Annotated in this window: 19 protein-coding genes and 1 pseudogene; 14 read left to right on the top strand and 6 right to left on the bottom strand. The window is 72.3% G+C overall.

Annotation, left to right across the window (positions count from 1 at the left end):
* Window positions 1-16: 16 nt before the first annotated feature.
* Both RLT59_RS10260 and RLT59_RS10255 read right to left on the bottom strand, forming a co-directional pair.
* Entirely contained in the window at window positions 17-1,879 is a 1,863-nt protein-coding gene (locus RLT59_RS10260; RefSeq protein ID WP_311303119.1) for an ABC transporter ATP-binding protein, read from the bottom strand.
* Window positions 1,876-3,732, bottom strand: a complete 1,857-nt coding sequence (locus RLT59_RS10255; RefSeq protein WP_311303118.1) for an ABC transporter ATP-binding protein — start codon at window positions 3,730-3,732, stop codon at window positions 1,876-1,878. Before RLT59_RS10255 ends, RLT59_RS10260 begins: the two co-directional genes overlap by 4 nt.
* A 166-nt stretch (window positions 3,733-3,898) precedes the next feature.
* Between RLT59_RS10255 and RLT59_RS10250 the strand changes: the two genes are divergently transcribed.
* From RLT59_RS10250 to RLT59_RS10230, 5 genes and pseudogenes are all read left to right on the top strand, one after another.
* On the top strand, window positions 3,899-4,780 hold the full coding sequence (locus tag RLT59_RS10250) for a tetratricopeptide repeat protein (protein WP_311303117.1): 882 nt from the start codon (window positions 3,899-3,901) through the stop codon (window positions 4,778-4,780).
* Between the two features lie 103 nt (window positions 4,781-4,883).
* On the top strand, window positions 4,884-5,822 hold the full coding sequence (locus tag RLT59_RS10245) for an ABC transporter ATP-binding protein (RefSeq protein ID WP_311303116.1): 939 nt from the start codon (window positions 4,884-4,886) through the stop codon (window positions 5,820-5,822).
* A 1-nt stretch (window position 5,823) separates the two neighbouring features.
* The gene (locus tag RLT59_RS10240) at window positions 5,824-6,612 is read left to right on the top strand and encodes an ABC transporter permease (RefSeq protein WP_311303115.1); all 789 of its coding nucleotides are present in this window, start codon (window positions 5,824-5,826) and stop codon (window positions 6,610-6,612) included.
* Window positions 6,613-6,633: 21 nt separating this feature from the next.
* Window positions 6,634-7,908, top strand: coding sequence for a sensor histidine kinase (locus RLT59_RS10235; RefSeq protein ID WP_311303114.1), 1,275 nt, complete (start codon window positions 6,634-6,636; stop codon window positions 7,906-7,908).
* Between the two features lie 39 nt (window positions 7,909-7,947).
* A pseudogene (locus RLT59_RS10230) lies at window positions 7,948-8,596 on the top strand (response regulator).
* A 9-nt stretch (window positions 8,597-8,605) separates the two neighbouring features.
* Here the strand turns inward: RLT59_RS10230 and glgX are convergent.
* Complete coding sequence (glgX, locus tag RLT59_RS10225) at window positions 8,606-10,849, bottom strand: glycogen debranching protein GlgX (protein ID WP_311303113.1); 2,244 nt, start codon at window positions 10,847-10,849, stop codon at window positions 8,606-8,608.
* Window positions 10,850-11,002: 153 nt separating this feature from the next.
* Here glgX and RLT59_RS10220 point away from each other — a divergent pair, with 153 nt between their 5' ends.
* The 7 genes from RLT59_RS10220 (at window position 11,003) to RLT59_RS10190 (ending at window position 18,405) form a co-directional block, all read left to right on the top strand.
* On the top strand, window positions 11,003-12,235 hold the full coding sequence (locus RLT59_RS10220) for a L,D-transpeptidase (RefSeq protein WP_311303112.1): 1,233 nt from the start codon (window positions 11,003-11,005) through the stop codon (window positions 12,233-12,235).
* 253 nt (window positions 12,236-12,488) lie between these two features.
* Window positions 12,489-13,742 carry a L,D-transpeptidase gene (locus tag RLT59_RS10215; RefSeq protein ID WP_311303111.1) on the top strand — a complete coding sequence of 418 codons (1,254 nt, stop codon included), beginning with the start codon at window positions 12,489-12,491 and terminating at the stop codon, window positions 13,740-13,742.
* 196 nt (window positions 13,743-13,938) lie between these two features.
* Window positions 13,939-14,373 carry a cold-shock protein gene (locus RLT59_RS10210; RefSeq protein WP_311303110.1) on the top strand — a complete coding sequence of 145 codons (435 nt, stop codon included), beginning with the start codon at window positions 13,939-13,941 and terminating at the stop codon, window positions 14,371-14,373.
* Between the two features lie 81 nt (window positions 14,374-14,454).
* Window positions 14,455-15,222 (top strand): enoyl-CoA hydratase/isomerase family protein, encoded by a 768-nt coding sequence (locus tag RLT59_RS10205; protein WP_311303109.1) that lies wholly within the window; start codon window positions 14,455-14,457, stop codon window positions 15,220-15,222.
* Window positions 15,223-15,473: 251 nt separating this feature from the next.
* Window positions 15,474-15,989, top strand: coding sequence for an ATP-binding protein (locus tag RLT59_RS10200; RefSeq protein WP_311303108.1), 516 nt, complete (start codon window positions 15,474-15,476; stop codon window positions 15,987-15,989).
* A gap of 410 nt (window positions 15,990-16,399) precedes the next feature.
* Window positions 16,400-17,215 (top strand): polysaccharide deacetylase family protein, encoded by an 816-nt coding sequence (locus tag RLT59_RS10195; protein WP_311303107.1) that lies wholly within the window; start codon window positions 16,400-16,402, stop codon window positions 17,213-17,215.
* Window positions 17,215-18,405 (top strand): YncE family protein, encoded by a 1,191-nt coding sequence (locus RLT59_RS10190; protein WP_311303106.1) that lies wholly within the window; start codon window positions 17,215-17,217, stop codon window positions 18,403-18,405. Before RLT59_RS10195 ends, RLT59_RS10190 begins: the two co-directional genes overlap by 1 nt.
* A gap of 82 nt (window positions 18,406-18,487) precedes the next feature.
* Here RLT59_RS10190 and RLT59_RS10185 read toward each other — a convergent pair whose 3' ends face one another.
* On the bottom strand, window positions 18,488-19,126 hold the full coding sequence (locus RLT59_RS10185) for a GNAT family N-acetyltransferase (RefSeq protein WP_311303105.1): 639 nt from the start codon (window positions 19,124-19,126) through the stop codon (window positions 18,488-18,490).
* Window positions 19,127-19,270: 144 nt separating this feature from the next.
* On the opposite strand from RLT59_RS10185, the gene RLT59_RS10180 reads away from it, so the two are divergent.
* Window positions 19,271-19,486, top strand: a complete 216-nt coding sequence (locus RLT59_RS10180; RefSeq protein ID WP_311303104.1) for an EF-hand domain-containing protein — start codon at window positions 19,271-19,273, stop codon at window positions 19,484-19,486.
* Window positions 19,487-19,543: 57 nt separating this feature from the next.
* Here the strand turns inward: RLT59_RS10180 and RLT59_RS10175 are convergent, their stop codons facing one another.
* Window positions 19,544-19,975 carry an STAS domain-containing protein gene (locus tag RLT59_RS10175; RefSeq protein WP_311303103.1) on the bottom strand — a complete coding sequence of 144 codons (432 nt, stop codon included), beginning with the start codon at window positions 19,973-19,975 and terminating at the stop codon, window positions 19,544-19,546.
* 216 nt (window positions 19,976-20,191) lie between these two features.
* Between RLT59_RS10175 and RLT59_RS10170 the strand changes: the two genes are divergently transcribed.
* A complete protein-coding gene (locus tag RLT59_RS10170; protein WP_311303102.1) occupies window positions 20,192-21,157 on the top strand; it encodes a CopD family protein in 966 nt (321 codons plus the stop codon).
* A 21-nt stretch (window positions 21,158-21,178) separates the two neighbouring features.
* On the opposite strand, the gene RLT59_RS10165 is transcribed toward RLT59_RS10170, so the two are convergent.
* Window positions 21,179-22,687 carry a carboxylesterase/lipase family protein gene (locus RLT59_RS10165; protein WP_311303101.1) on the bottom strand — a complete coding sequence of 503 codons (1,509 nt, stop codon included), beginning with the start codon at window positions 22,685-22,687 and terminating at the stop codon, window positions 21,179-21,181.
* Window positions 22,688-22,837 lie beyond the last annotated feature (150 nt).

Below are 22,837 nucleotides of genomic sequence, written 5' to 3'. Positions count from 1 at the left end.
CCGCGCACCGCGCTGCTCAGACCAGGCTCTCCCGCCATACCCGGTGCAGCCCCGCGAACCGGCCTGTGCCGCCGATGAGTTCGCCGGGGGCGCCGTCCTCCACGATGCGGCCGTGCTCCATCACCAGGACCCGGTCCGCGATCTCCACGGTCGACAGCCGGTGGGCGATCACCACCGCGGTGCGGCCGTGCAGCACGGTGTCCATCGCCCGCTGCACCGCGCGTTCGCCCGGGATGTCGAGGGAGCTGGTCGCCTCGTCGAGGATCAGCACCGCCGGGTTCGCCAGCAGGGCGCGGGCGAAGGCGACCAGCTGGCGCTGGCCGGCCGAGATCCGGCCGCCCCTCTTGCGTACGTCGGTGTCGTAGCCGTCGGGCAGGCCGCTGATGAACTCGTGGGCGCCGATCGCCTTCGCGGCCCGCTCGATCTCCTCGCGGGTCGCGTCCGGGCTGCCGATCGCGATGTTCTCCGCGACGGTCCCAGAGAACAGGAACGCCTCCTGGGTGACCATCACCACCCCGCGCCGCAGCTCGGGGACGGCGAGATCCCGCAGGTCGGTCCCGTCCAGCAGCACCCGGCCCCCGGTCGGGTCGTAGAAGCGGGCCAGCAGCTTGGCGAGCGTCGACTTGCCGGCGCCCGTCGAACCGACCACGGCCAGCGTCTGGCCGGCCGGAACGGTCAGGTCGAAACGGGGCAGCACCTCGCCGCCCGTGCGGTAGGCGAAGCTCACCGCGTCGAAGACCACCTCGCGGCCCGGCAGTTCGCCCTTGAGCGGCGGCAGCTCGCGGGGTTCCAGCGCCTCCGGGACCGTCGGGGTCTGGGCCAGCAGGCCCGCGATCTTCGCCAGTGAGGCGGCGGCCGACTGGTAGGAGTTCAGGAACATGCTGAGCCGGTCGATCGGGTCGTACAGCCGCCGCAGATACAGCACCACCGCGGCCAGCACCCCGAGGGCCAGGGTGCCGGAGGCGACGCGGTAGGCGCCCCACAGCACGATGGCGGCCACCGCGGTGTTGGCGATCAGCCGGGACCCGACGACATAACGCGCGTTCTCGATCATCGCGGCTGCGTTGGTGCGCCGGTGCTCGTAATTCAGCTCCTGGAACACCGCGTCGTTGACCGGCTCCCGGCGGAACGCCTGGACGGGCCGGATGCCGTTCATCGTCTCGGCGAACTTCACGATGACCGCGGCGATCGCCGTCGACCGGGCGGCGAAGATGACTCCGGCCCGGCGCTGGTACTGCCGCACCAGCAGGTACAGCGGGGCGAAGGAGAGCACGGCGACGGCGCCCGTCGCGAGATCCAGCCAGAGCAGCATCAGGGAGATGGAGACGAACGAGAGGACGACCCCGATCAGCTCCTGGAGTCCCTCGCTGAGCAGCTCCCGCAGCGACTCCACATCGGTGGTGGAACGGGAGATCAGCCGGCCGGAGGTGTACCGCTCGTGGAAGTCCACGCTCAGCGCCTGGGCATGGCGGAAGATCCGGCCGCGCAGATCGAGCAGGGCGTCCTGGTTGACCCCGGCGGAGGCCCTGATGAACGCGTACTGCATGGCTCCCGCACCGGCCGCGCAGAGGGCGTAGCCGAGGCCCACGGCGATCAGCGGCCCGTAGTCCTCGTCCCGGAACGCGGGCACCCCGCTGTCGATGGCGTACGCGACGAGCAGCGGACCCGCCTGCACCGCGATCTGCTGGACCAGCAGGAACAGCGCGGCCACCACGACCCTGGCGCGGTGCGGGCGGAGCAGCGACAGGAGCAGTTCGCGCGTCGCGCCCCGGGGAGTGGGCAGGTCGTCGCGGTCGAAGGAGTCCCTGGGGGCCGGGGCCGGCGCGGCCCTCTCGTCGTCGCCGTCCTCCGTGGGGCGCCCCGTCGTGGTGCTGGTCATCGGCTGCTGCCCTCCTCGGCAGGGGCGTACACGCCCAGGGTGTCGGTGGTGGGCGCGGGGGCCGGAGGGAACGCGTCCTCGCCGTCCGGGAGGTCCGCGCCGGACATCAGCCAGGCGTACTCGGCGTTGCCGCGCAGCAGTTCCTGGTGGGTGCCGACCGCGCTGATCCGGCCCTCCGACAGGAGCGCCACCCGGTCCGCGAGCATCACGGTGGACGGCCGGTGGGCCACCACCACCGCCGTGGTCTCCTTGAGCACACTGCGCAGCGCCGCCTCGACCAGCGTCTCCGTGTGCACGTCCAGCGCGGAGAGCGGGTCGTCGAGCACCAGGAAGCGCGGCCGGCCGACGACGGCGCGGGCCAGCGCGAGGCGCTGGCGCTGACCGCCGGACAGGCTCAGCCCCTGTTCACCGACCTGGGTGCCGGTCCCGTGCGGAAGGTCGTGGACGAAGTCGGCCTGCGCGACCGAGAGCGCCCGCCGCAGCTCGTCCTCGCCGGCGCCCTCCGCGCCCATCAGGACGTTCTCCGCGACGCTCGCGGAGAAGAGCGTCGGCTCCTCGAACGCCACGGACACCAGCTCCCGCAGCCGCTCGCGCGGCATCGCGGTGATGTCCTCGCCGTCCAGGGTGATCCGCCCCGACGTGGCGTCGTGCAGCCGGGGCACCAGCGCGGTGAGCGTGGTCTTGCCGCCGCCGGTGGCCCCGACCAGGGCCATCGTCTCGCCGGGCCGGATCCGCAGATCGATCCGGTCCAGCACCGGAGGGGAGTCGGGCGCCGCGTCCGGGTAACGGAACCGGACCCCCTCGAAGACCATGCCGCCCGCACCGGACGGGCCCGCCGCGCGGTGCGTCGCGGTCTTTTTCTCCTCGGCCACGTCCATCACCTCGAAGAACCGGTCGGTCGCCGACGCCGACTCCTGGCACATCGCCAGCAGGAAGCCGATCGACTCGACCGGCCAGCGCAGCGCGAGCGCCGTGGAGAGGAAGGCGACCAGCGTGCCCGCCGACAGACCGCCGTCCGCCACCTCGATCGTGCCGAGCACCAGCGCCGCCCCGATGGCCAGTTCGGGGATCGTCGTGATGAGGGCCCAGATGCCCGCTAGCAGCCGCGCCTTGTCCAGCTCCGTGGCCCGCAGCCGCTGCGCGAGGGCGCGGAAGGCCAGCGCCTGGCTGCGGTGCCGGCCGAAGCCCTTCACGATCCGGATGCCGAGCACGCTCTCCTCGACCACCGTCGTCAGGTCCCCGACCTGGTCCTGGGCGCTGCGCGCCACCAGCGAGTACTTCGCCTCGAAGACCGAGCAGACGATCATCAGCGGTACGACGGGGGCCAGCAGCACCAGGCCGAGCGTCCACTCCTGGCCGAGCAGAATCACGAACCCGACCACGATGGTGGTGGAGTTGACCACCAGATAGGTCAGCGGGAAGGCCAGGAACATCCGCACCAGCATCAGGTCCGTGGTCCCGCGCGACAGCAGCTGGCCCGACGGCCACCGGTCGTGGAAGGCCACCGGCAGCCGCTGCAGATGCCGGTACAGGGCGGCCCGCATCGACGCCTCGACGCCGGCCAGCGGACGCGCCACCACCCAGCGCCGGAGGCCGAACAGGAACGCCTCCGCGATGCCGAGCAGCAGCAGGTACAGCGCCCCGAGCCAGACACCGCCCGGGTCCCGGCCGGCGACCGGGCCGTCGACCATCCACTTCAGCACGAGCGGGATCACCAGCCCCAGGCACGAGGCGACGACGGCGATCAGGACGGCGGACGCGAGCCGGGCCCGCACCGGCTTCACGTACGGCCACAGCCGCATCAGGGAGCGAGCGGTGGACCGGTCTTTGGGCTCTACATGTTCTTCGGGCATCAGGCGCGAGCCTACGGTTCACCACTGACATCGCTCACCTGGTTTTCCGGTCAGGAGCCCGCTTGACGCCGTGACCGCGGCCGTCGATATTTGGTCAGCCCCGGGGGAGGGGCGGCCGGTCGCGGAATCCGCGCAGCCGGGTCCGGGACCATCGGGGGCAGAACACATGACGACGGCCGACGGCTACAGCGAACGCTGTGAGCAGCTCTTTCTGGCGGGAGGCCTCGCAGGGGTGCGGCGCACCGCCGCCCAGGGGCTCGACGAGGCGGGTCCGCACGCCGACCTGTACTGCTGGCTGGCCGTGGCCCACGCCTCGGAGGACGACGACGACCACGACACCGAGGCCGAACGGGCGTTCAGGAAGGGCCTGGCCCTGGACGCGGACCACCCCGGTCTGCTGGCCGGGTACGCCGAGCTGTGCCTGCGCAGCGACTCGTTCGAGTACCCGGGCCGGGCCGCCCGTGCCGTGGAGCTGACCCGGCGCCTCGAAGAACTCGCCCCCGACTCCCCGGAGAACGCCCAGCTGCGGGCCGCCCACCGCTGGGCCGCCCGCGGCTACTGGGAGGACCTGCGGATGTCGGCGGCCGAGGGCGCGGTGAGGCGGCAGGCGCTTGAGACCCAGAGCGACGAGATCGCCGAAGCCCTCAGAGGCCGGAGACCGGAGGAGGCGCGGGCCGAAGCACTGGCGGCCGCCGCGGCCCGGCCCGACGACCGGCGGGCCGCCGTTCTCGCCGACACACTCGAAGCGCTCTCCGGGCCGGGGAACGGCCCGCTGCGCTGGGCCGCCCGGCACCGCGCGGAGGCGTGGGCGGTGTCGTTCGCGCTCTCGGCGCTGACGAGTCTGCTGCTCCGGACCACCGGAGTGGTCCACGGGTTCGGTCCCTGGGGGCTGCTGTGGATGGTGCCGATGCTGCTGGCCGACGCAAGGCTCACCTCGGTACGCAGGGAGGCCGAACGGCTGGCCGTGGCACGCCTGGAGGCACGGCTGTCGGGGAGCGAGGAGACCGGGACCGCCGCCGGGGCCGCCACTGCCGACGCCGGCGCCTGACGGACCGTACGACGGTCGTAGTGCGGCATCAGCCGATCGGCTGATGCCGGTTCGAGCGTGATGGCGGATGGAGCGCGCGGGCCGGGGCCGGGATGCTCGTGGCATGGCAATCATCGAAGTGGCCGGGGTGCGCAAGGCCTACGCCGGACGCCCCGCGGTGGACGGGGTGGGTTTCACCGTCGAGGAGGGGGAGATCTTCGGGATCCTTGGCCCCAACGGCGCCGGGAAGACCACCACCGTCGAATGCGTCGAGGGACTGCGGGTCCCCGACTCCGGTACGGTCCGCGTCGCCGGGCTCGACCCCGTCGCCGACCACGACCGGGTGACGCTGCTGCTCGGCGCCCAGCTCCAGGAGAGCGAACTCCAGCCCAAGATCACGGTGGGCGAGGCGCTTGAGCTCTACAGCGCGTTCTACCCGGACCCCGCCGACTGGCGGTCACTGGCCGAACGCCTCGGCCTGCACACCAAGCTCACCACCCGGTTCGGCCGGCTCTCCGGCGGCCAGAAGCAGCGGCTGTCCATCGCGCTCGCCCTCGTCGGCAGTCCCCGGGTCGTGGTCCTCGACGAGCTGACCACCGGCCTCGACCCGCGCGCCCGGCGCGACACCTGGAAGCTGATCGAGGAGGTACGGGACAGCGGCGTCACGGTACTGCTCGTCACCCACTTCATGGCGGAGGCCCAGCGGCTCTGCGACCGGATCGCGGTGATCGACAAGGGCCGGATCGCCGCCCTCGACACCCCCTCCGGGCTGATCGCCAAGGCCGGCAGCTCCACGGTCATCTCCTTCACGCCCTCGCAGCCGCTCGACGACGACGAACTGGCCCGGCTGCCCGGCGCCGCCTCGTACGAGAACCGGGGCGGCCGGATCGTCATCAACGGCACCGACGAGACCGTCAACGCGGTGATCTCGCTACTGGCCCGGCTCCGGATCACCGCGCACCAACTGCGCGTCTCGGAAGCCACCCTGGACGACGCGTTCCTCGACCTCACCGAGCACACCGGCCCGGCCGACGGCCACGACCTCACGGAACGGGGAGTCTGAGATGGCTGCTTCGCACACCGCCCCCCTACGCACCCCCCGCGCCACCGCCTCCGGCGCCTCGTTCGCGGTCCTCAGATCCGAGACCCGGCTCTTCCTGCGCGAACCCGGCAGCCTCTTCTGGATCCTGGTCTTCCCGACCGTCCTGATGACGGTCCTGGGACTGATCCCGTCGTTCCGGGAGCACGACGACGGACTCGGCGGCCGGCGCGTGATCGACCTCTACGTCCCCGTGGCGGTGCTGCTCGCCATGATCATGGCCGGGCTCCAGGCGATGCCGCCCGTACTGACCGGCTACCGCGAGCGCGGCATCCTGCGCCGGATGTCCACCACCCCGGTGCGGCCCGCCGCCCTGCTCGGCGCGCAGATCGTCCTGCACGGTGTCGCGGGGCTCGTCTCCGCCGTGCTGGTGATGGCCGTCGGACGGATCGCGTTCGGGGTGCGGCTGCCCGGACAGCCCTTCGGCTACCTGCTGGCGTTGCTGCTGGCCGTCGCCTGCGTGCTGGCCCTGGGCTCGCTGGTCTGCGCGGTCTCCCGCACCACCAAGATCTCCGCCGCCATCGGCTCGGTCGTCTTCTTCCCGATGATGTTCACCGCGGGCGTCTGGGTGCCGGTGCAGGCCATGCCCTCCACCCTCCGCCGCATCGTCCAGGTCACCCCGTTCGGCGCGGCCTCCCAGACGCTGGACCGGGCGGCCTCCGGAGCCTGGCCGAGCTGGGCCTGCCTCGGGGTGATGGTGCTGTGGGCCGCGGCGGTGGCGGTGGTCGCGATCCGCACGTTCCGGTGGGAGTAGCGGATCGGGGACACTTCAGCCATGTACGCGGGTGAGAGCGAAGCGGTGACCGGGGCGCCGACGGCCGAGCAGTGGTGGGAACGGTTCTTCCGGTACGGGCCGTACGGACTGCTCGCCCTGGCCACCGCGGTCTCGGCCGTCACCAGTGACCTCATCATGTCCCGGCAGGACGTGTACGCCGTCTCGGCCCTCGTCCCGCTGGCCCTCGTCCTCCAGCTCTGGTGGGGACGGACGCGGGCGGCGGCGGGTTCGCGGGCGGCGCAGTCCTACTTCGCCGTCCGCACGCTGCTGGCCTCCGCACTGACCTGGTGCAACCCGTTCTTCGCCATCTTCGTCGTGCTCGGCTACTTCGACGCGGCGCGGCTGCTCCCGGAACGGGGTATGCGGGCCGGGCTGCTGGTTACCGCCGCCATCATGGCGGGCTCGCAGTCCGGCGGCGGCCTGCCGCCGGTCAGCCTCATGAACTGGGTCGCCTTCGTCATCCTCTTCGCCCTGCACGGGACCCTCACCATGGTCTTCGCCCAGATCGGCAGCCGGGAGGCGGAGCAGTCCCGTACCCAGGACGAGACCATCGCCGCACTGGAGTCCGCCAACGCCCGGCTCGAACAGGCCATGGCGGAGAACGCCGGACTGCACGCCCAGCTCCTCGTCCAGGCCCGTGAGGCGGGGGTGGCCGACGAGCGCGGCCGGATGGCCGCCGAGATCCACGACACCATCGCCCAGGGGCTGACCGGAATCATCGCCCAGCTCCAGGCCGTGACGTCGGCGGCGGCCACCGATCCGGAGCTGGCCGGCGAACACCTCCTGCGGGCCACCGCGCTGGCCCGGCACAGCCTGGGCGAGGCGCGCCGCTCGGTGCACAATCTGGTGCCGGCCGCGCTGGAGCACGACGATCTGCCCGGCGCCCTGAAGAAGACGGTCACCGCCTGGTCGGAGCGGACCGGTGTCCGCGCCGAGTTCACCGTCACCGGTACGGCGGAGCCGCTGCACGACGAGGTCGGCGCCACCCTGCTCCGGATCGCCGAGGAGGCCCTCGCCAACGCCGGCCGCCACGCCGCCGCCTCCCGGACCGGCGTCACCCTGTCCTACATGGGCGACGAGATCACCCTCGACGTCCGGGACGACGGCCGGGGCTTCGACCCGGACGCGCTGGAGCCGTACCGGGGCGCCGGCGGGTTCGGGCTCGGCGGCATGCGGGCCCGCGCCGAACGCATCGCGGGCACGGTCGAGGTGGAGACGGGCCCCGGCCTCGGCACCGCGGTCTGCGCCCGGGTCCCGCTGGTCCGCGACGACTGAGCGACCGCACCGCCCGCGGGCACAGTACGGTGGGCCGCTATGGCTGAGGAACCCGCGCGCGTCATCACGCTGATCGTTGTCGACGACCACCCCGTCGTACGGGACGGACTGCGCGGCATGTTCGCGTCCGCGCCGGAGTTCGAGGTGCTCGGTGAGGCGGCCGACGGCGTCGAAGGCGTCGAGATGGCCGTCCGGCTCGACCCCGACGTCGTCCTGACGGACCTCCGGATGCCCGGCGGCGGCGGAGTCGCGGCGATCACGGAACTGACCCGGCGCGGCGCCCGCTCCAGGGTCCTGGTCCTCACCACGTACGACACCGACTCCGACACCCTGCCCGCGATCGAGGCCGGTGCGACCGGATACCTGCTCAAGGACGCCCCGCGCGAGGAGCTGTTCACCGCGGTGCGCGCCGCCGCCGACGGCCGCACCGTCCTGTCGCCCGCCATCGCCTCCCGGCTCATCTCACGGGTGCGCGCCCGCCGCGTCCGGCGGCGAGACGCTCTCCGCGCGGGAGCGCGAAGTGCTCGAACTCGTCGCCAGGGGGACGTCGAACCGGGAGATCGCCGCCGTGCTGTTCATCAGCGAGGCCACGGTGAAGACCCATCTCACCCATGTCTTCGCCAAGCTGGGCGCCAAGGACCGCGCCGCGGCCGTCGCCGTCGCGTACGACCGGGGGATCCTGGGCTGAGCGCCGGGCTCACTCCCGTACCCGCAGCAGCAGGACCGATCGCGCGGGCACCGTGAGGGCCGCGTCGCCCCGGTGGACCGTGCCCGGTGCGGTGGACTGGTCCTCGCGCGCGGTGTCCAGGACCAGTTCGTAGTCCCGCGCCCACGGCGCCCCCGGCAGCCGGAAGTCCACCGGGCGGTCACCGGCGTGCAGCACCGCGAGGAAGCTGTCGTCGGTCACCTGCCCGCCCCGGGCGTCCCGGCCCGGGATGTCGCGGCCGGAGAGGTAGAGCCCGACCGTCGCGGCCGGGGCGTACCAGTCCTGCTCCGTCATCTCGGCCCCCTGCCGGGTGAACCACGCCAGGTCCCGCAGCCCGTCCGGGGCCTGCGGCCGGCCGGAGAAGAAGGCGCGGCGGCGCAGCACCGGATGGGTGTGGCGCAGCGCCAGCACCCGGGCCGTCAGCTCGGTCAGCGCGCGCCACCGCGGCTGCTCCAGCAGCGACCAGTCGACCCAGCTGATCTCGTTGTCCTGGCAGTAGGCGTTGTTGTTGCCGCCCTGGGTGCGGCCCATCTCGTCGCCCGCGACCAGCATCGGCACCCCGGTCGACAGCAGCAGGGTGGTGAGGAGGTTGCGCAGCTGGCGCAGGCGCAACGCGTTGACCTGAGGGTTGCCGCTCTCGCCCTCTGCGCCGCAGTTCCAGGACCGGTTGTCGGAGGTGCCGTCGCGGTTGCCCTCGCCGTTGGCCTCGTTGTGCTTGTGCTCGTAGCTCACCAGGTCGCGCAGGGTGAAGCCGTCGTGCGCGGTGACGAAGTTGACCGAGGCGTACGGGCGGCGTCCGCCCCACGCGTACAGGTCGCTCGATCCGGTCAGCCGGTAGCCGAGATCGCGTACGTCGGGCAGCGCGCCGCGCCAGAAGTCCCGCACGGCGTCGCGGTAGCGGTCGTTCCACTCGGTCCACAGCGGCGGGAAGGCGCCGACCTGGTATCCGCCGTTGCCCACGTCCCACGGCTCCGCGATCAGTTTCACCCGGCGCAGCACCGGGTCCTGGGCGATCACCGCGAGGAACGGGGAGAGCATGTCGACGTCGTGCATCGAGCGGGCGAGCGCCGCCGCCAGGTCGAAGCGGAATCCGTCCACGCCCATCTCGGTGACCCAGTACCGCAGCGAGTCGGTGATCAGCCGCAGCACGTTCGGCTGCACCACGTGCAGGGTGTTGCCGCAGCCCGTGTAGTCCGCGTATCTGCGGGCGTCGGACTGGAGCCGGTAGTAGCCGCGGTTGTCGATGCCGCGCAGTGACAGCATCGGGCCCAGCTCGCCCGCCTCCGCCGTGTGGTTGTAGACCACGTCGAGGATCACCTCGATCCCGGCGTCGTGCATCGCGCGGACCATCCGCTTGAACTCGCCGACCTGCTGGCCCGCGGTGCCGCTCGCGGAGTAGCCGGCGTGAGGGGCGAAGTAGCCGATCGAGTTGTAGCCCCAGTAGTTGTGCAGCCCGCGCCGCAGCAGATGGTCCTCATGGGCGAACTGGTGCACCGGCAGCAGCTCCACCGCCGTCACCCCGAGGTGCTTCAGATGGCCGATCGCCGCGGGGTGCGCGAGTCCGGCGTAGGTGCCGCGCAGCTCCTCGGGGATGCCGGGGTGGCGCTCGGTGAAGCCGCGCACATGCAGTTCGTAGATGACGGAGTCGGCCCAGGGCGTCTTGGGCCGCCGGTCCTCGGCCCAGTCGTCGTCATCGTGGACGACCACCCCCTTGGGGACGTACGGGGCGGAGTCCCGTTCGTCGCGGACGGTGTCGGCGACCTGCTGCTCGGGCCAGTCCCTCACATGGCCGTACACCTCGGCCGGAAGGGTGAAATCGCCGTCCACGGCCCGTGCGTACGGATCGAGGAGCAGCTTCGCCGCGTTCCAGCGGGCGCCCGTCCACGGGTCCCAGCGGCCGTGCACCCGGTAGCCGTAGCGCTGACCGGCCCGCACACCGGGGACGAAGCCGTGCCAGATCTCGTGGGTCAGCTCGGTCAGCGGCAGCCGGGTCTCGGTGCCGTCCTCCTCGAAGAGGCACAGCTCCACGGCCTCCGCCCCGCCCGCCCAGAGTGCGAAGTTGGTACCCGCGACCCCGTCGGGCCCCACCCGGAAGCGGGCTCCGAGGGGCATCGGCGTACCGGGCCACACCGCGGGTACCCGCCGGCCGGGGGCGGCCTCGGGCTGCTCCACCGCCCGGTCCGCCGGTCCCGCACCCGTCTTCGGCACTGTCTCCTGCTCGGCTGCGCTCGACACCCGCTCGCCTCCCGCGGCTCTTGGGGGACCGGCACCGAAAGGAGCGCGCGGCGTCCCGGCCGCGGCTCCCCGAGTGTGGTCGTCCCCTCTGTTCTGCCCACGAGTGGCCCCGCACTCACGTTTCCCTCCGGCGGCCCCCGTCGTTGGGGGGACGTGAACCACGTAGCGAAGAAGGCAGGCGCGAGACAGGCCACCGTGCTGAGACGGCCGGGACTGCTCGTCGTACTGGCCGTACTGGTTGTTCTGACCGGCTGTTCGGGCGCCGGTTCGATCATCGGCGGGAAACCCCGGTCGCCGCAGGAGGCGATCCGGATCACCCCGCAGGACCGGGCAGAGGACGTGAAGGCGGACGCCGAGGTCGAGGTGAGGGTCCCGGACGGGCGGCTGGAGAGCGTCAAGGTGACCCGGATCGAGGACGCGCAGCGGGAGGAGGTGAGGGGCCTGATCGCGAAGGACGGCCTCTCGTGGACGCCGCAGGGCGCGGCGGGCCGGCTCGGGCTCGCCGCCAAGTACAGTGTCGACGCGGTGGCCGTGGACGGCGCGGGGCACCGCTCTGCCCGTCACACCACCTTCACCACGGTGGTGCCCGAGCACCGGTTCATCGGCTACTTCAAGCCGGAGAACCGGTCCACGGTCGGCACCGGCATGATCGTCTCCTACGAGTTCAACCGGCCGATCACCCGCAAGGCGGCCGTGCAGCGGGCCATCCGGGTGACCAGTGATCCGCCGGTCGAGGTGGCCGGGCACTGGTTCGGCGCCGACCGGCTCGACTTCCGGCCGGCCGCGTACTGGGAGCCGGGCACCGAGGTCACCGTCGAGGTGGGGCTGCGTGATGTGGAGGGGGCGCCGCAGGCGTACGGCAGCCAGCGCAAGACCATCCGCTTCACCGTGGGCCGGGAGCAGATGTCCCGGGTGGACTCGGCCGCGCACACCATGCAGGTGCGCCGGGACGGGCAGATCGTCTCCACGGTCCCGATCACGGCGGGCTCCCCGACGACGACCACGTACAACGGCAAGATGGTGGTCAGCGAGATGCACGAGGTGACCCGGATGGACGGGCGGACCGTCGGCTTCGGCGGTGAGTACGACATCAAGGACGTACCGCACGCGATCCGGCTCACCGAGTCCGGCACCTTCCTGCACGGCAACTACTGGTCCGACGACGACATCTTCGGTTCGACCAACGTCAGCCACGGCTGCATCGGTCTCCGTGACGAGCAGGGCGGCAGCGGGTCCACCCCGGCCGGCTGGTTCTTCGACCGGACCCTCATCGGTGACGTCGTCGAGGTCGTCAACTCCAAGGACAAGCAGGTGGCCCCTGACAACGGGCTGAGCGGCTGGAACCTGAACTGGAAGCAGTGGAAGGCGGGTTCCGCCGTGCGCTGAGCCCCGCCGGCCCGTCCCGGAGCCCTCCGGGCCGGGCCGCCACCCCGTACAGCCCCTCGCGCGGGCAGCGCCTCCGACCAGGGGAAGTCCTCTACGAGTTGGGACGGAACGGTGACATTCCGGGGGAGAGCTGCCCGCAGTCGGTGTGATTATCTTTCGCTGAGCGCGCATATGCAGCGCGCGGGGGCGGGAGCTTGCGAGCTCCCAGGGCCGGCCTTGGCGGGGCCAGGCCGTGCGAGGGGAGACGACCACATTGAACGGGCAGCCGATATCGGGGACATCGGTCGGGGCGGACAGCGGGCGGCGCGGACGTGGGTCCACCGGACTGCTGGCCCTGGTGCTGGGCGCGCTGCTGCTGGTGACGGCATGCGGCGGCGAGGACAGCGGGGACGCGGGCAAGGGCGGCGCCGGCAAGGGCGGGGGGAAGGCCGGTGACACCAGCGCCTCCCAGGCCGTGGTGAAGGTCGCCCCGCAGGACGGTGCCGACTCCGTCGCCACCAGCGGGGCGCTGAAGATCTCGGCCGAGCGGGGGAAGCTCTCCACGGTCAAGGTCTCCGACCCCAAGGGGGCCGAGGTCGAGGGGAAGATCGCGGCGGACGGCACGAGCTGGGAGCCTGACCAGCACCTGGCCTCTGCGACCAAGTACAAGGTCCACGCGGTGGCGAAGGACGAGAAGGGCCGCGAGTCCGCCAAGGACACCGCCTTCACCACGCTGGTCCCGAAGAACACCTTCATCGGGCAGTACACCCCGGAGGACGGTTCCACGGTCGGTGTCGGCATGCCGGTCTCGATCCACTTCACCCGGGGCATCACCGACCCGGAGGCCGTAGAGAAGGCCATCAAGGTGACGGCGGACCCGGCCGTCGAGATCGCGGGCCACTGGTTCGGCAACGACCGCCTGGACTTCCGGCCGCAGGACTACTGGGCCGCCGGCACCAAGGTGACCGTGAAGCTCAACCTCGACGGCGTCGAGGGACGCCCCGGGGTCTACGGCAAGCAGGCCAAGACGGTGTCGTTCACCGTCGGCCGCCGGCAGGTCAGCACCGTGGACGCGAACACCCACCGGATGAAGGTCGTCCGCGACGGCAAGCAGATCAAGGACATCGCGATCTCCGCCGGCGCCCCGGCCACCACCACGTACAACGGCAAGATGGTCATCAGCGAGAAGCTCCGGGTGACCCGGATGAACGGTGACACCGTCGGCTTCGGCGGCGAGTACGACATCAAGGACGTGCCGCACGCGATGCGCCTGTCCACGTCCGGCACCTTCATCCACGGCAACTACTGGGGCGGTTCCGGCGTCTTCGGCAACACCAACACCAGCCACGGCTGCGTCGGCATGCTGGACGCGCGCGGCGGCGGCGACCCGGGCACCCCGGCGGCGTGGTTCTTCGACCACTCGCTCATCGGTGACGTCGTGGTCGTGACGAACTCCCACGACAAGACGATCCAGCCGGACAACGGCCTCAACGGCTGGAACATGGACTGGTCGCAGTGGACCAAGTAGCCCCGCGGCACTGACCGCGGACCCGCATGACACCGGCCCCCGGACCACGCTGTGGTCCGGGGGCCTCGATTCCTGGCACAGTGGTGCGCAGACAGTCGCGGGGTGGGTCCGCAGTGGTGTACGAGGTCCGGGCCCGGCCGCCGCGGCAGGGGTATCCCGGGCCTGGGTCCGGGGTTTCGTTGAGAGGTTGGTTCTGATGGTCACCGGTCGCGTGGTGCGGTTCGACGGCGTCAAGGGTTACGGGTTCATCGCTCCCGATCACGGGGGCGAGGACGTCTTCCTGCATGTGAACGACCTCCGCATCCCCGAGGCCTCCCTCAGGCCCGGTCTGATGGTCGGGTTCGAGATCGAGCAGGGCGACCGGGGGCTGAAGGCGTCCGCTGTGCAGCTCGCCCCCGGCAGCGGCAACGCGTCCTCCGGCTCCGGATTCCAGGGGCGCTCCGAGTCCCCCGCCAGACAGGTCGTGGACGGCGACGACGTGCTGTGCGATGTGCTCGACTCGCGGGAGTACCTCCGGGACGTGACCGAGGTACTGCTGGAGGCGGCGCCCGGCATCACCGCCGCGCACATCCTCCAAGCCCGCCAGGGGCTGCTGCAGTTCGCCAAGCAGCACGGCTGGGTCGAGGGCTGAGAGCCGGCCGGGGGGCTGTGACGAACGGCACCGGCTGCCGGGCTGTTCGCCCCTCGGTTAGCGCCGGTTAACCTGCCTCCCATGACCGTAACCCTCGAAGTAAGCGGCGGCGTCGGCACGATCCGGCTGGACCGTCCCCCGATGAACGCCCTGGACATCGCCACCCAGGACCGGCTGCGCGAGCTGGCGGAGGAGGCCTCCGGGCGCGACGACGTGCGCGCCGTGGTGCTCTACGGCGGCGAGAAGGTGTTCGCGGCGGGCGCGGACATCAAGGAGATGCAGTTGATGGACCACCCGGCGATGGTGGTCCGGTCCAAGGCGCTGCAGGAGTCCTTCACCGCCGTGGCCAGGATCCCCAAGCCCGTCGTCGCGGCCGTCACCGGCTATGCGCTCGGCGGTGGCTGCGAGCTGGCCCTCTGCGCCGACTTCCGGATCGCCGGGGACAACGCCAAGCTCGGGCAGCCGGAGATCATGCTCGGGCTGATCCCGGGCGCCGGCGGCACCCAGCGGCTCGCCCGTCTGGTGGGCCCCGCCAAGGCCAAGGACCTGATCTTCACCGGCCGCCATGTGAAGGCCGAGGAGGCGCTCGCCATGGGTCTGGTGGACCGGGTCGTACCGGCCGCCGAGGTCTACGAGCACGCGCACGCCTGGGCCGCGAAGCTGGCGAAGGGCCCCGCCCTCGCGCTGCGCGCCGCCAAGGAGGCGGTGGACGCCGGCCTGGAGACGGACATCGACACGGGCCTCACGATCGAACGCACCTGGTTCGCCGGACTCTTCGCCACGGAGGACCGGGAGCGCGGTATGCGCAGCTTTGTGGACGAGGGACCGGGCAAGGCCAAATTCCTCTGACCGAACGCCAGTTGGGAACAGATCGCGGCGCGTTCATCCGTGCGGGCGGATTAGCTGAGCCTTAAGGCAACCTTAAGGCTCAGCGCTCCGCCGGTCCCGGCAAACCCGCTCCGACGCGACGTTCGCGCAGTTCGGCGGGGGTGTGAGTGGGGGCATTCTGCCAGTGGCATATGCCAGCAGGCCACTGCGGAATGGCTGATTCCGGTGTGGGGATTCCCTTGGAACGGCCCCGGAGTGTCCACCTTGCGGCCATGATGGTGTTCATGGCGGGCCTGGAAGGTGTGGAGCAGCCGCGACAGCGCAGCAGCGCGACAGCGGCACGGAGGATGCCGGCCGTCGAGGACGAACAGGCGTTCAAGGCGCTGGAGTTGTTCGGTAACCCGACGGAGGAGGAGGTCCGGCTGCCCTCCCGCCCGGAATCCGCGGCCACCGCCCGCCGGCTCACCTCCTGCGTGGTGCTGCGTCAGTGGGCGCTCTCCCCGCAGACCGGCGAATACGCCGTGCTGCTCGTCTCCGAACTCGTCGGCAACGCGGTGCGGCACACCGGCGCCAGGGTCTTCGGTCTGCGGATGCTGCGCCGTCGGGGCTGGATCAGGATCGAGGTGCGCGACCCCTCGCGCGGACTGCCCTGCCTCATGCCCGTACGGGCGATGGATGTCAGCGGGCGGGGACTCTTCCTCGTCGACAAGCTCTCCGACCGGTGGGGTGTGGATCTGCTGCCGCGCGGCAAGATCACCTGGTTCGAGATGCGGATCTCCGACCGCTGAAGACCCCGGGTGACGCGCCCCGCGGGCTCCGGACGCACAGAAGCCCCCGGTTCGGCCGTGGTGCGGCGCTGCGGGGGCTGCTGTGCGGGGGCCGTGACATGGGGGGTGTGTTCACGGCCGCTTATGACGACCCGGCCCGGGTCAGTGCGGGTCGTGTCACCGACTATGGCAGACGGGCGACTACATCGCCAAAGCTGCAAATCACCCATAGCGGGATAGTTGCGGTAATTCTTGCGATGAATCTTAGGTGTGCTGGGTCACTTGCCTGGAAATCCATGAGCGTCATTGGTGCTTGGTGAGTGATTCATTGATCCCAGCAGGTGTCGACCGTGTGCATCCGCGTGATCGGCGAAAGCGGCGATAAGGGTCAATTGTTATTTTCCTGACAGTCCGCACTTACTGTTCTGCGCATGAACGTCTCCGACACACCGGTGCACCGCCGCGGCGCCCTGCGCGCAGGAGCCGGGGCCGCCCTCGCCGCAGCCCTCGCCGCCGGTTGCGGGGACCGGGAAACAGTCGGCACCGGGGGCACCGGGGCAGAGACCCTCACCCACCAGGCACCGAGCAGGCCGGCCGCCTCCGCCGCAGCGCACGCCCCCGCACCCGCCCCGCGCCGCTTCCCCGGGCAGCCGGTGCAGATCGGTCACGGCCCCCGCGACCGCGCCCGCGTCGCCCTCACCTTCCACGGCCAGGGCGACCCCGCCATCGCCAGGACCGTGCTGGCGGAGGCCGAGCGGGCCGGCGCGCGGGTCACCGTCCTCGCGGTCGGCGGCTGGCTCGACGCACACCCCGAGATGGCCCGCCGGATCCTCGACGGCGGCCACGACCTCGGCAACCACACCCAGCGGCATATCGACATCTCCTCGATGGACGAGGCGCAGGCGTACGCGGAGATCACCGGCTGCGCCCAGCGGCTGCGACGGCTCACCGGCTCCATCGGCACCTGGTTCCGGCCCTCGCGCACCCAGTACGCCACGCCGCTCGTCCAGCGGCTCGCCGTCCGCGCGGGCTACCCGCACGTCCTCTCCTACGACGTGGACTCCCTCGACTTCACCTCGCCCGGCGCCGCGGCCGTCACCCGCAAGGTGGCCGGCGAGATCCGCAACGGATCGGTGGTGAGCATGCACTTCGGCTACGCGGACACGGTCGCCGCGCTGCCCCTCCTTCTCACCGAACTCGACCGCCGCCAACTGCGCGCGGTGACGACCACGGAGCTGTTGACCTGATGCATCCCTCCACCACACGTACCGCGGCCCTGCTCGGGGGCGTCCTGCTCGCCGCGCTCACCGGCTGCGGCACCCCCGCCGCGAAGCCGGCGTCCGACACCGCGACCGAGGCCGCCGCGCCACCCGCCAGAGCCAGGCATGTCACCCCGCCCGCGCCGCCCGGACTGGCAGGGATGCCCCCGGTGCTCGACCCCGCGAACGTGTACGCCGCCGACGCCGCCGGAAAGCTGTCACCGGCCGTCAAGGGCTTCCCGTCCCGGGTGTACGTCCCCAACACCAACTCCAACACGGTGACGGTGATCGACCCCGCCACGTACAAGGTCATCAAGACGATCCCGGTCGGCCGGCAGCCGCAGCACGTCGTCCCGTCCTGGGACCTGAAGACCCTCTGGGTCAACAACGACGTCGGCGACAGCCTCACCGCGATCGACCCGGCGACCGGCGAGGCGGGGAAGACGGTCGACGTCTCCGACCCGTACAACCTCTACTTCACGCCGAACGGCAAGTACGCCATCGTGATGGCCTCGATGGACCGTCAGCTGGTCTTCCGCGACGCGCACACCATGAAGACGGCGAAGGCCGTCCCGGTCAGCTGCGCGGGGGTGAACCACGCGGACTTCTCGGCGGACGGCCGGTACTTCATCGTCTCCTGCGAGTTCTCCGGCGAACTCCTCAAGGTCGACACGGCGAAGATGAAGGTGGTGGGCCAGCAGAAGCTGCCGTTCAAGGGCGCGATGCCGCAGGACGTGAAGCTGTCTCCCGACGGAGGCACGTTCTACATCGCGGACATGATGGCGAACGGCATGTGGGTGCTGGACGGCAAGAAGTTCACCACCCCGAAGCTGCTGCCCACCGGCAAGGGCTGCCACGGGCTCTACGTCAGCCGCGACGCCAAGGAGATGTACATCTCCAACCGGGGCGAGGGCTCCGTCTCCGTCTTCGACTTCGCCCGGAGGAAGCTGGCGAAGAAGTGGCAGCTGCCGGGCGGCGGCAGTCCCGACATGGGCGGCGTCTCCGCCGACGGCAAGGTCCTCTGGCTGACCGGGCGCTACAACTCGGAGGTGTACGCGATCGACACCACCAGCGGCAAGCAGCTCGCCCGGATCCCGGTCGGCAGCGGACCGCACGGCCTCGCGGTCTACCCGCAGCCCGGCCGCTACTCGCTCGGCCACACGGGCGTCTTCCGCTGAGGCGGGTGGCGCGGGTCGCACGAGTCCCTCGGGTCGCACTGGCCCCTCGGGCCCCTCGGGTCGCTCAGGCCGCCCGGATCGCTCACCCCTTGATCAGCAGCGCCTCCGAGCCCACCGGCCGGTAGCCCGCCGCCTGGAACGTCCGCACACTGCGGGCGTTTCCCGGTGACTGCTGCGCCCACACCACCGGGCCCGGCACCAGCTGCCGGGCCGCTCGCGCCAGCCGTTCGCCGAGCCGCTGCCCGCGCGCCTCCTCCGCCACCTCGATCGCCGCCTCCCAGCGACCCGCGACCCCGCGCCCGAGGATCAGCACCCCGCCCTCCGTCCGCCAGACCCGCACCTCGTCGCGGAAGCCCATCGCCCGTGCCACCCGGGGGTGTCCGGGGTCCCGGATCTCCCGCAGCTCCAGCTCCGGAGTGCCCGGCAGCGCGGGGGCGACCGTGAGCAGGTCGATCGTGTTCATGTGCCGGCCGGTCCGGGCCATCAGCGCGCCGAGGAAGCGCGGGTTCATCGTCGCGGCGAGCGCGTCACCGGGGGTGCCGGCCAGCTCGGCCCGCACCCACCGAGGGTCCTCGTCCGTGAACACCACCGAGTGCGCGGTGAACGCCAGCACCCCGGCGTCCCGCGCGTTCGGCTGCCGCACCACCGTCGTGGACCCGTCCGGCGGCGGGAACCGCCCCTGCGCCGCGGCTGCCAGAATCCCCGCCAGTGCCTCGGTCATCGCGCCGCACCCTCCCCGTCCCGGGCCCCGCCCGCCGGTCGGCGGACGGTCCCACCCATGATCGACGACCGGCCGCCGCGACCGCCATCCGTCCCGCCCGTTAATCTGACCTCCGTCATATAGGCATTACGAAGGGGCGGAACAGTGGCGGACATCGAGTCGGCGCGCAAGGCGTTCGAGCGGTACGACCTGAACAGCGACGGGCTGATCTCGGCTGCCGAGTACAAGAGCGTCATGGCCCAGCTGGGGGACCCCTACGTCACCGAGCCGGTCGCGCAGGCCGTGATCAACTCCCACGACGCGAACGGTGACGGGCTGCTCACCTTCGACGAGTTCTGGGCCGCGCAGAACAAGGGCTGACGGCAGCCGGCCCAGGACCCCCGGCCGGCGGGCCGGGGGCCGCTGGACCGGCCTCGCTCATGGCCCGGACGCGCCGGTCCCACCGTCCCGCGGTCCCGGCGCCTCCCGCGTGCCGAAGGCGTCGTCCGGCGTCGCCACCGGGCGGAACAGGTCGTGCAGCCGGCCCGCCCGCAGCAGCCGCAGGATCCGTGGGCAGTCGCAGACGAGCCAGAACCGCCCGTCCCGGTCCAGCGCCCGCCGCCGGGCCCGGCACAGCAGCGTCAGCCCCGAGCAGTCGAGGAAACTCACCTCGGTCAGGTCGACCACCACATGCGGTGACCCGGCAGAGGTGGCGCCGTCCAGCGCCGGAGCGATGAGCGTCGCGGTCGCGATGTCGATCTCGTCGCGCAGCGCCACCACCGTCCGGCCGTTCCTGCGGTACACGCGGCCGCACGGCTCGGGCAGGGGGACCAGGGCGGGGGATGCCGTGGGGGACGGCCTCTCGGTCATGATGCCTCTCCTCGCAGCGCCGAATCCGCGGAGGCACCCGGGCCTGGGTGACTGTCAGTGGGGTGACAGTCGGTGAACCTAACCCGGGGTTCGTGGCGGACGGGGATGCAGAAACGTTCGCGCCTGCCGTAATGCGTCCTTCCGGGTGAATGTTCGACGGTGTCGTGGACGCGGCGGGCCCATTTATGTGGTTGTCGGTCAGGAAGGGGGTGGGCGGTGCTCCCCTCCCGCGTGCCCGCACCCGCCCGCCGCAGGCCGTCGCCCGCCGTACTCGGCACGGCGGGCGCCTGCCTGGTGGCCGTGGCCGCCGCCCTGCTCGGCGCCACCGCCGCCGGCCGCGGCACCGGTGAACTGCGCATCCCCGGCGCCGGAACGGCCACCCTGCTGCGCACGGTCCTCTTCGCCGCGCTCGCCGTCCACCTCGGCGCCCTCGCCACCACCGCACTGTCCCGCACCCTGCCCGGCCGGCCGGAATCCGCACCGCGCGGCTGGGCGGCGGCGGCCTCGGTCGCCGGGGCGCTGGCCGCCGCGGGACAGATCGTGCGGCTCGCCCGGGTCAGCGACCTCGGGCTCGTCGAGACCTACGGCACCCGCGAGGGCGGGCTGCTGCTGCTCACCGCCAACGGCTTCGCCCTCGCCGCCTGCTGCGCGGTGAGCCGCCGCCCGGCCCTGGCCGCCGCCCCGCTCGCGCTCGTCGTCGGAGCGGAGGCGTTGCGCGCCCACCCCGAGGCGTACAGCCCGGCGCTGGGCACGGCGCTCACCGTCGTCCATCTGACCGCCGCCTCGCTCTGGTGCGGCGGGCTGCTCCATGTGCTGCGCACCATGCGGCTGTGGCGGCGGACCGGGCCCCGCGCCGCCCGCGCGCTGCTCGGCCGCTACGCCCGGCTCGCCGGCTGGCTGTACGCGGCCCTCGCGGTGACCGGCACCTGCAGCGCCCTGCGCCGGCTGCCGCCCGATGTCGTCCTCACCTCGGCGTACGGGCGCACCCTGCTGGCCAAACTGGTGCTGGTGGCCGTCGTGAGCGCACTGGCGTTGGGCGCGCGCCGGAGGCTGGCGTCGGACGCTGACCCGACGGCCGCCCACCGCCGGGCGCGCCGCGAACTGGTGGCGCTGGCCGCCGTCGTGCTCGTATCGGCGGTGCTGACCGTCGTACCCGACCCGCACTGGCTCAGCACCCGCTGACCGCCGCACCGACCGTCGCGCTCAGCGCCCGTCGCGGTACGGTGCCCAGCCGCGCAGCTCGTCGTCGCGCGGGGCGTGCGCCGTCGCGGGGGCGCCGGGGCCGAAGAGCATCACCGGCCGCGAGGCGTCCCAGCCGGGCCAGCCCGGATCGCCGGAGACCGCGAACCGCACCCACGCCGCGTGCATCGCTGCGGCCAGCTCACGGGGCGCGTCCCGGCCCGCGAGCAGCACGGCGTCCGGCCGGTCCAGGTTGTCGAAGACGAACCCGACCTCCAGCCCGTGGCAGGCGCCGAGCCGTTGCACGGGGGACGGCCAGCCGAACTCGTAGAGGTGGGTCGAGCCCGCGGCACCCGTGCGGGCGTCGGCCAGCCGGTTCAGCGGGACGCGCAGCAGGAGATCGGTGGCGAGGGCGCCGAGCAGTTCGCCGGGGGTGGCCTCCGGCCGGTTCGCCCGGTAGGTACGGGCCGTGGCGCCCGGCACCCGGAACTTCAGCAGGGCCAGCCGGAGTTTCGTGCGCGAGAGGCGCTCGGTGAGCCCGCTGGGTACGAACCAGAGCCGGTACTCCTCGGTGTTGGAGCCCATCAGCAGATCGACGCCGGACGCGGCACCGCCCCGCAGGGCCTCGGCCGGATCACGGGGCAGCAGCTCGCCGTCCACCACGATCTGGAAGGAGTTCCCGCCGGTCAGCGGGGAGCCGCCGCTCGTCACCGCCGTCTGCGCCGCCAGCAGCGCGGCGGGGTCGACAGCGGACAGGGCCCGTGCCGTCGCGGCCACCCCGAGCCGTTTCGCGATCAGCTCGGTGGTGCGGCGGGCCTTGTCCACGGGGAGCATGGACGGGGCTCCGCTCTGCATCACCGCACGCCGGAACAGCCCCCGGGACCGTGGCGCGGCGAGCAGCGCACCGATGCTGACGGCTCCCGCCGACTCGCCGCACACCGTCACCAGGTCCGGATCGCCGCCGAACGCCGCGATGTTGTCCCGCACCCAGCCGAGCGCCGCGAGCTGGTCGAGCAGCCCCAGGTTGGCGGGCGCGTCCGGGAACACCCCGAACCCCTCGATGCCGAGCCGGTAGTTGAGCGACACGAGGACCACGCCGTCGCGGGCGAAGGCGGCCCCGTCGTACAGCGGAACGGCGGAAGAGCCGTGCAGCAGCGAGCCGCCGTGGATCCAGACGAGGACGGGCAGTCCGGTGCGACCGGGCGACGGGGTCCACACGTTGAGGTTGAGGCAGCCGTCGCCGTCCACCTCGGGGTCCGGCAGCAGCCGGTTGAGCGGCGGGGCGTACGGCCGCTTGGGCGCGGTCGGACCGAAGGCAACCGCCTCGCGTACCCCTTCCCAGGGTTCCGGCGGCGCCGGCGCCCGGAACCGGTGCGTGCCGACCGGCGCCGCCGCGTACGGGATGCCCCGGAAGACGGCGACACCCTGTTCGTACCTGCCCCGGACGGTGCCCCGGGCAGTCTGGGCGTGCGGGGCGGCGCGGTCGGCGGAGGCGGACGCGGATCCGGATATCGGAGGAGGTGCGGCAGTCATGGATGCCTCCAGCCCTTCTGCGGTACGGCCGACGAGTTCGGGTCGTCGGAACCGCCGCCTGGCATCGGGCGTACGTACCAGCACATCACGGCAGGGGGCGGTCGGCCATTCGTGGGGGACGGCGGCGCCGGACAGCGGCCGCTTCAGCGG

The organism is Streptomyces sp. ITFR-6 (assembly GCF_031844725.1).
GTDB lineage: Bacteria > Actinomycetota > Actinomycetes > Streptomycetales > Streptomycetaceae > Streptomyces.
Note: the sequence above shows the minus strand (reverse complement) of the source record. Positions and strands in the feature narration are given on the sequence as shown.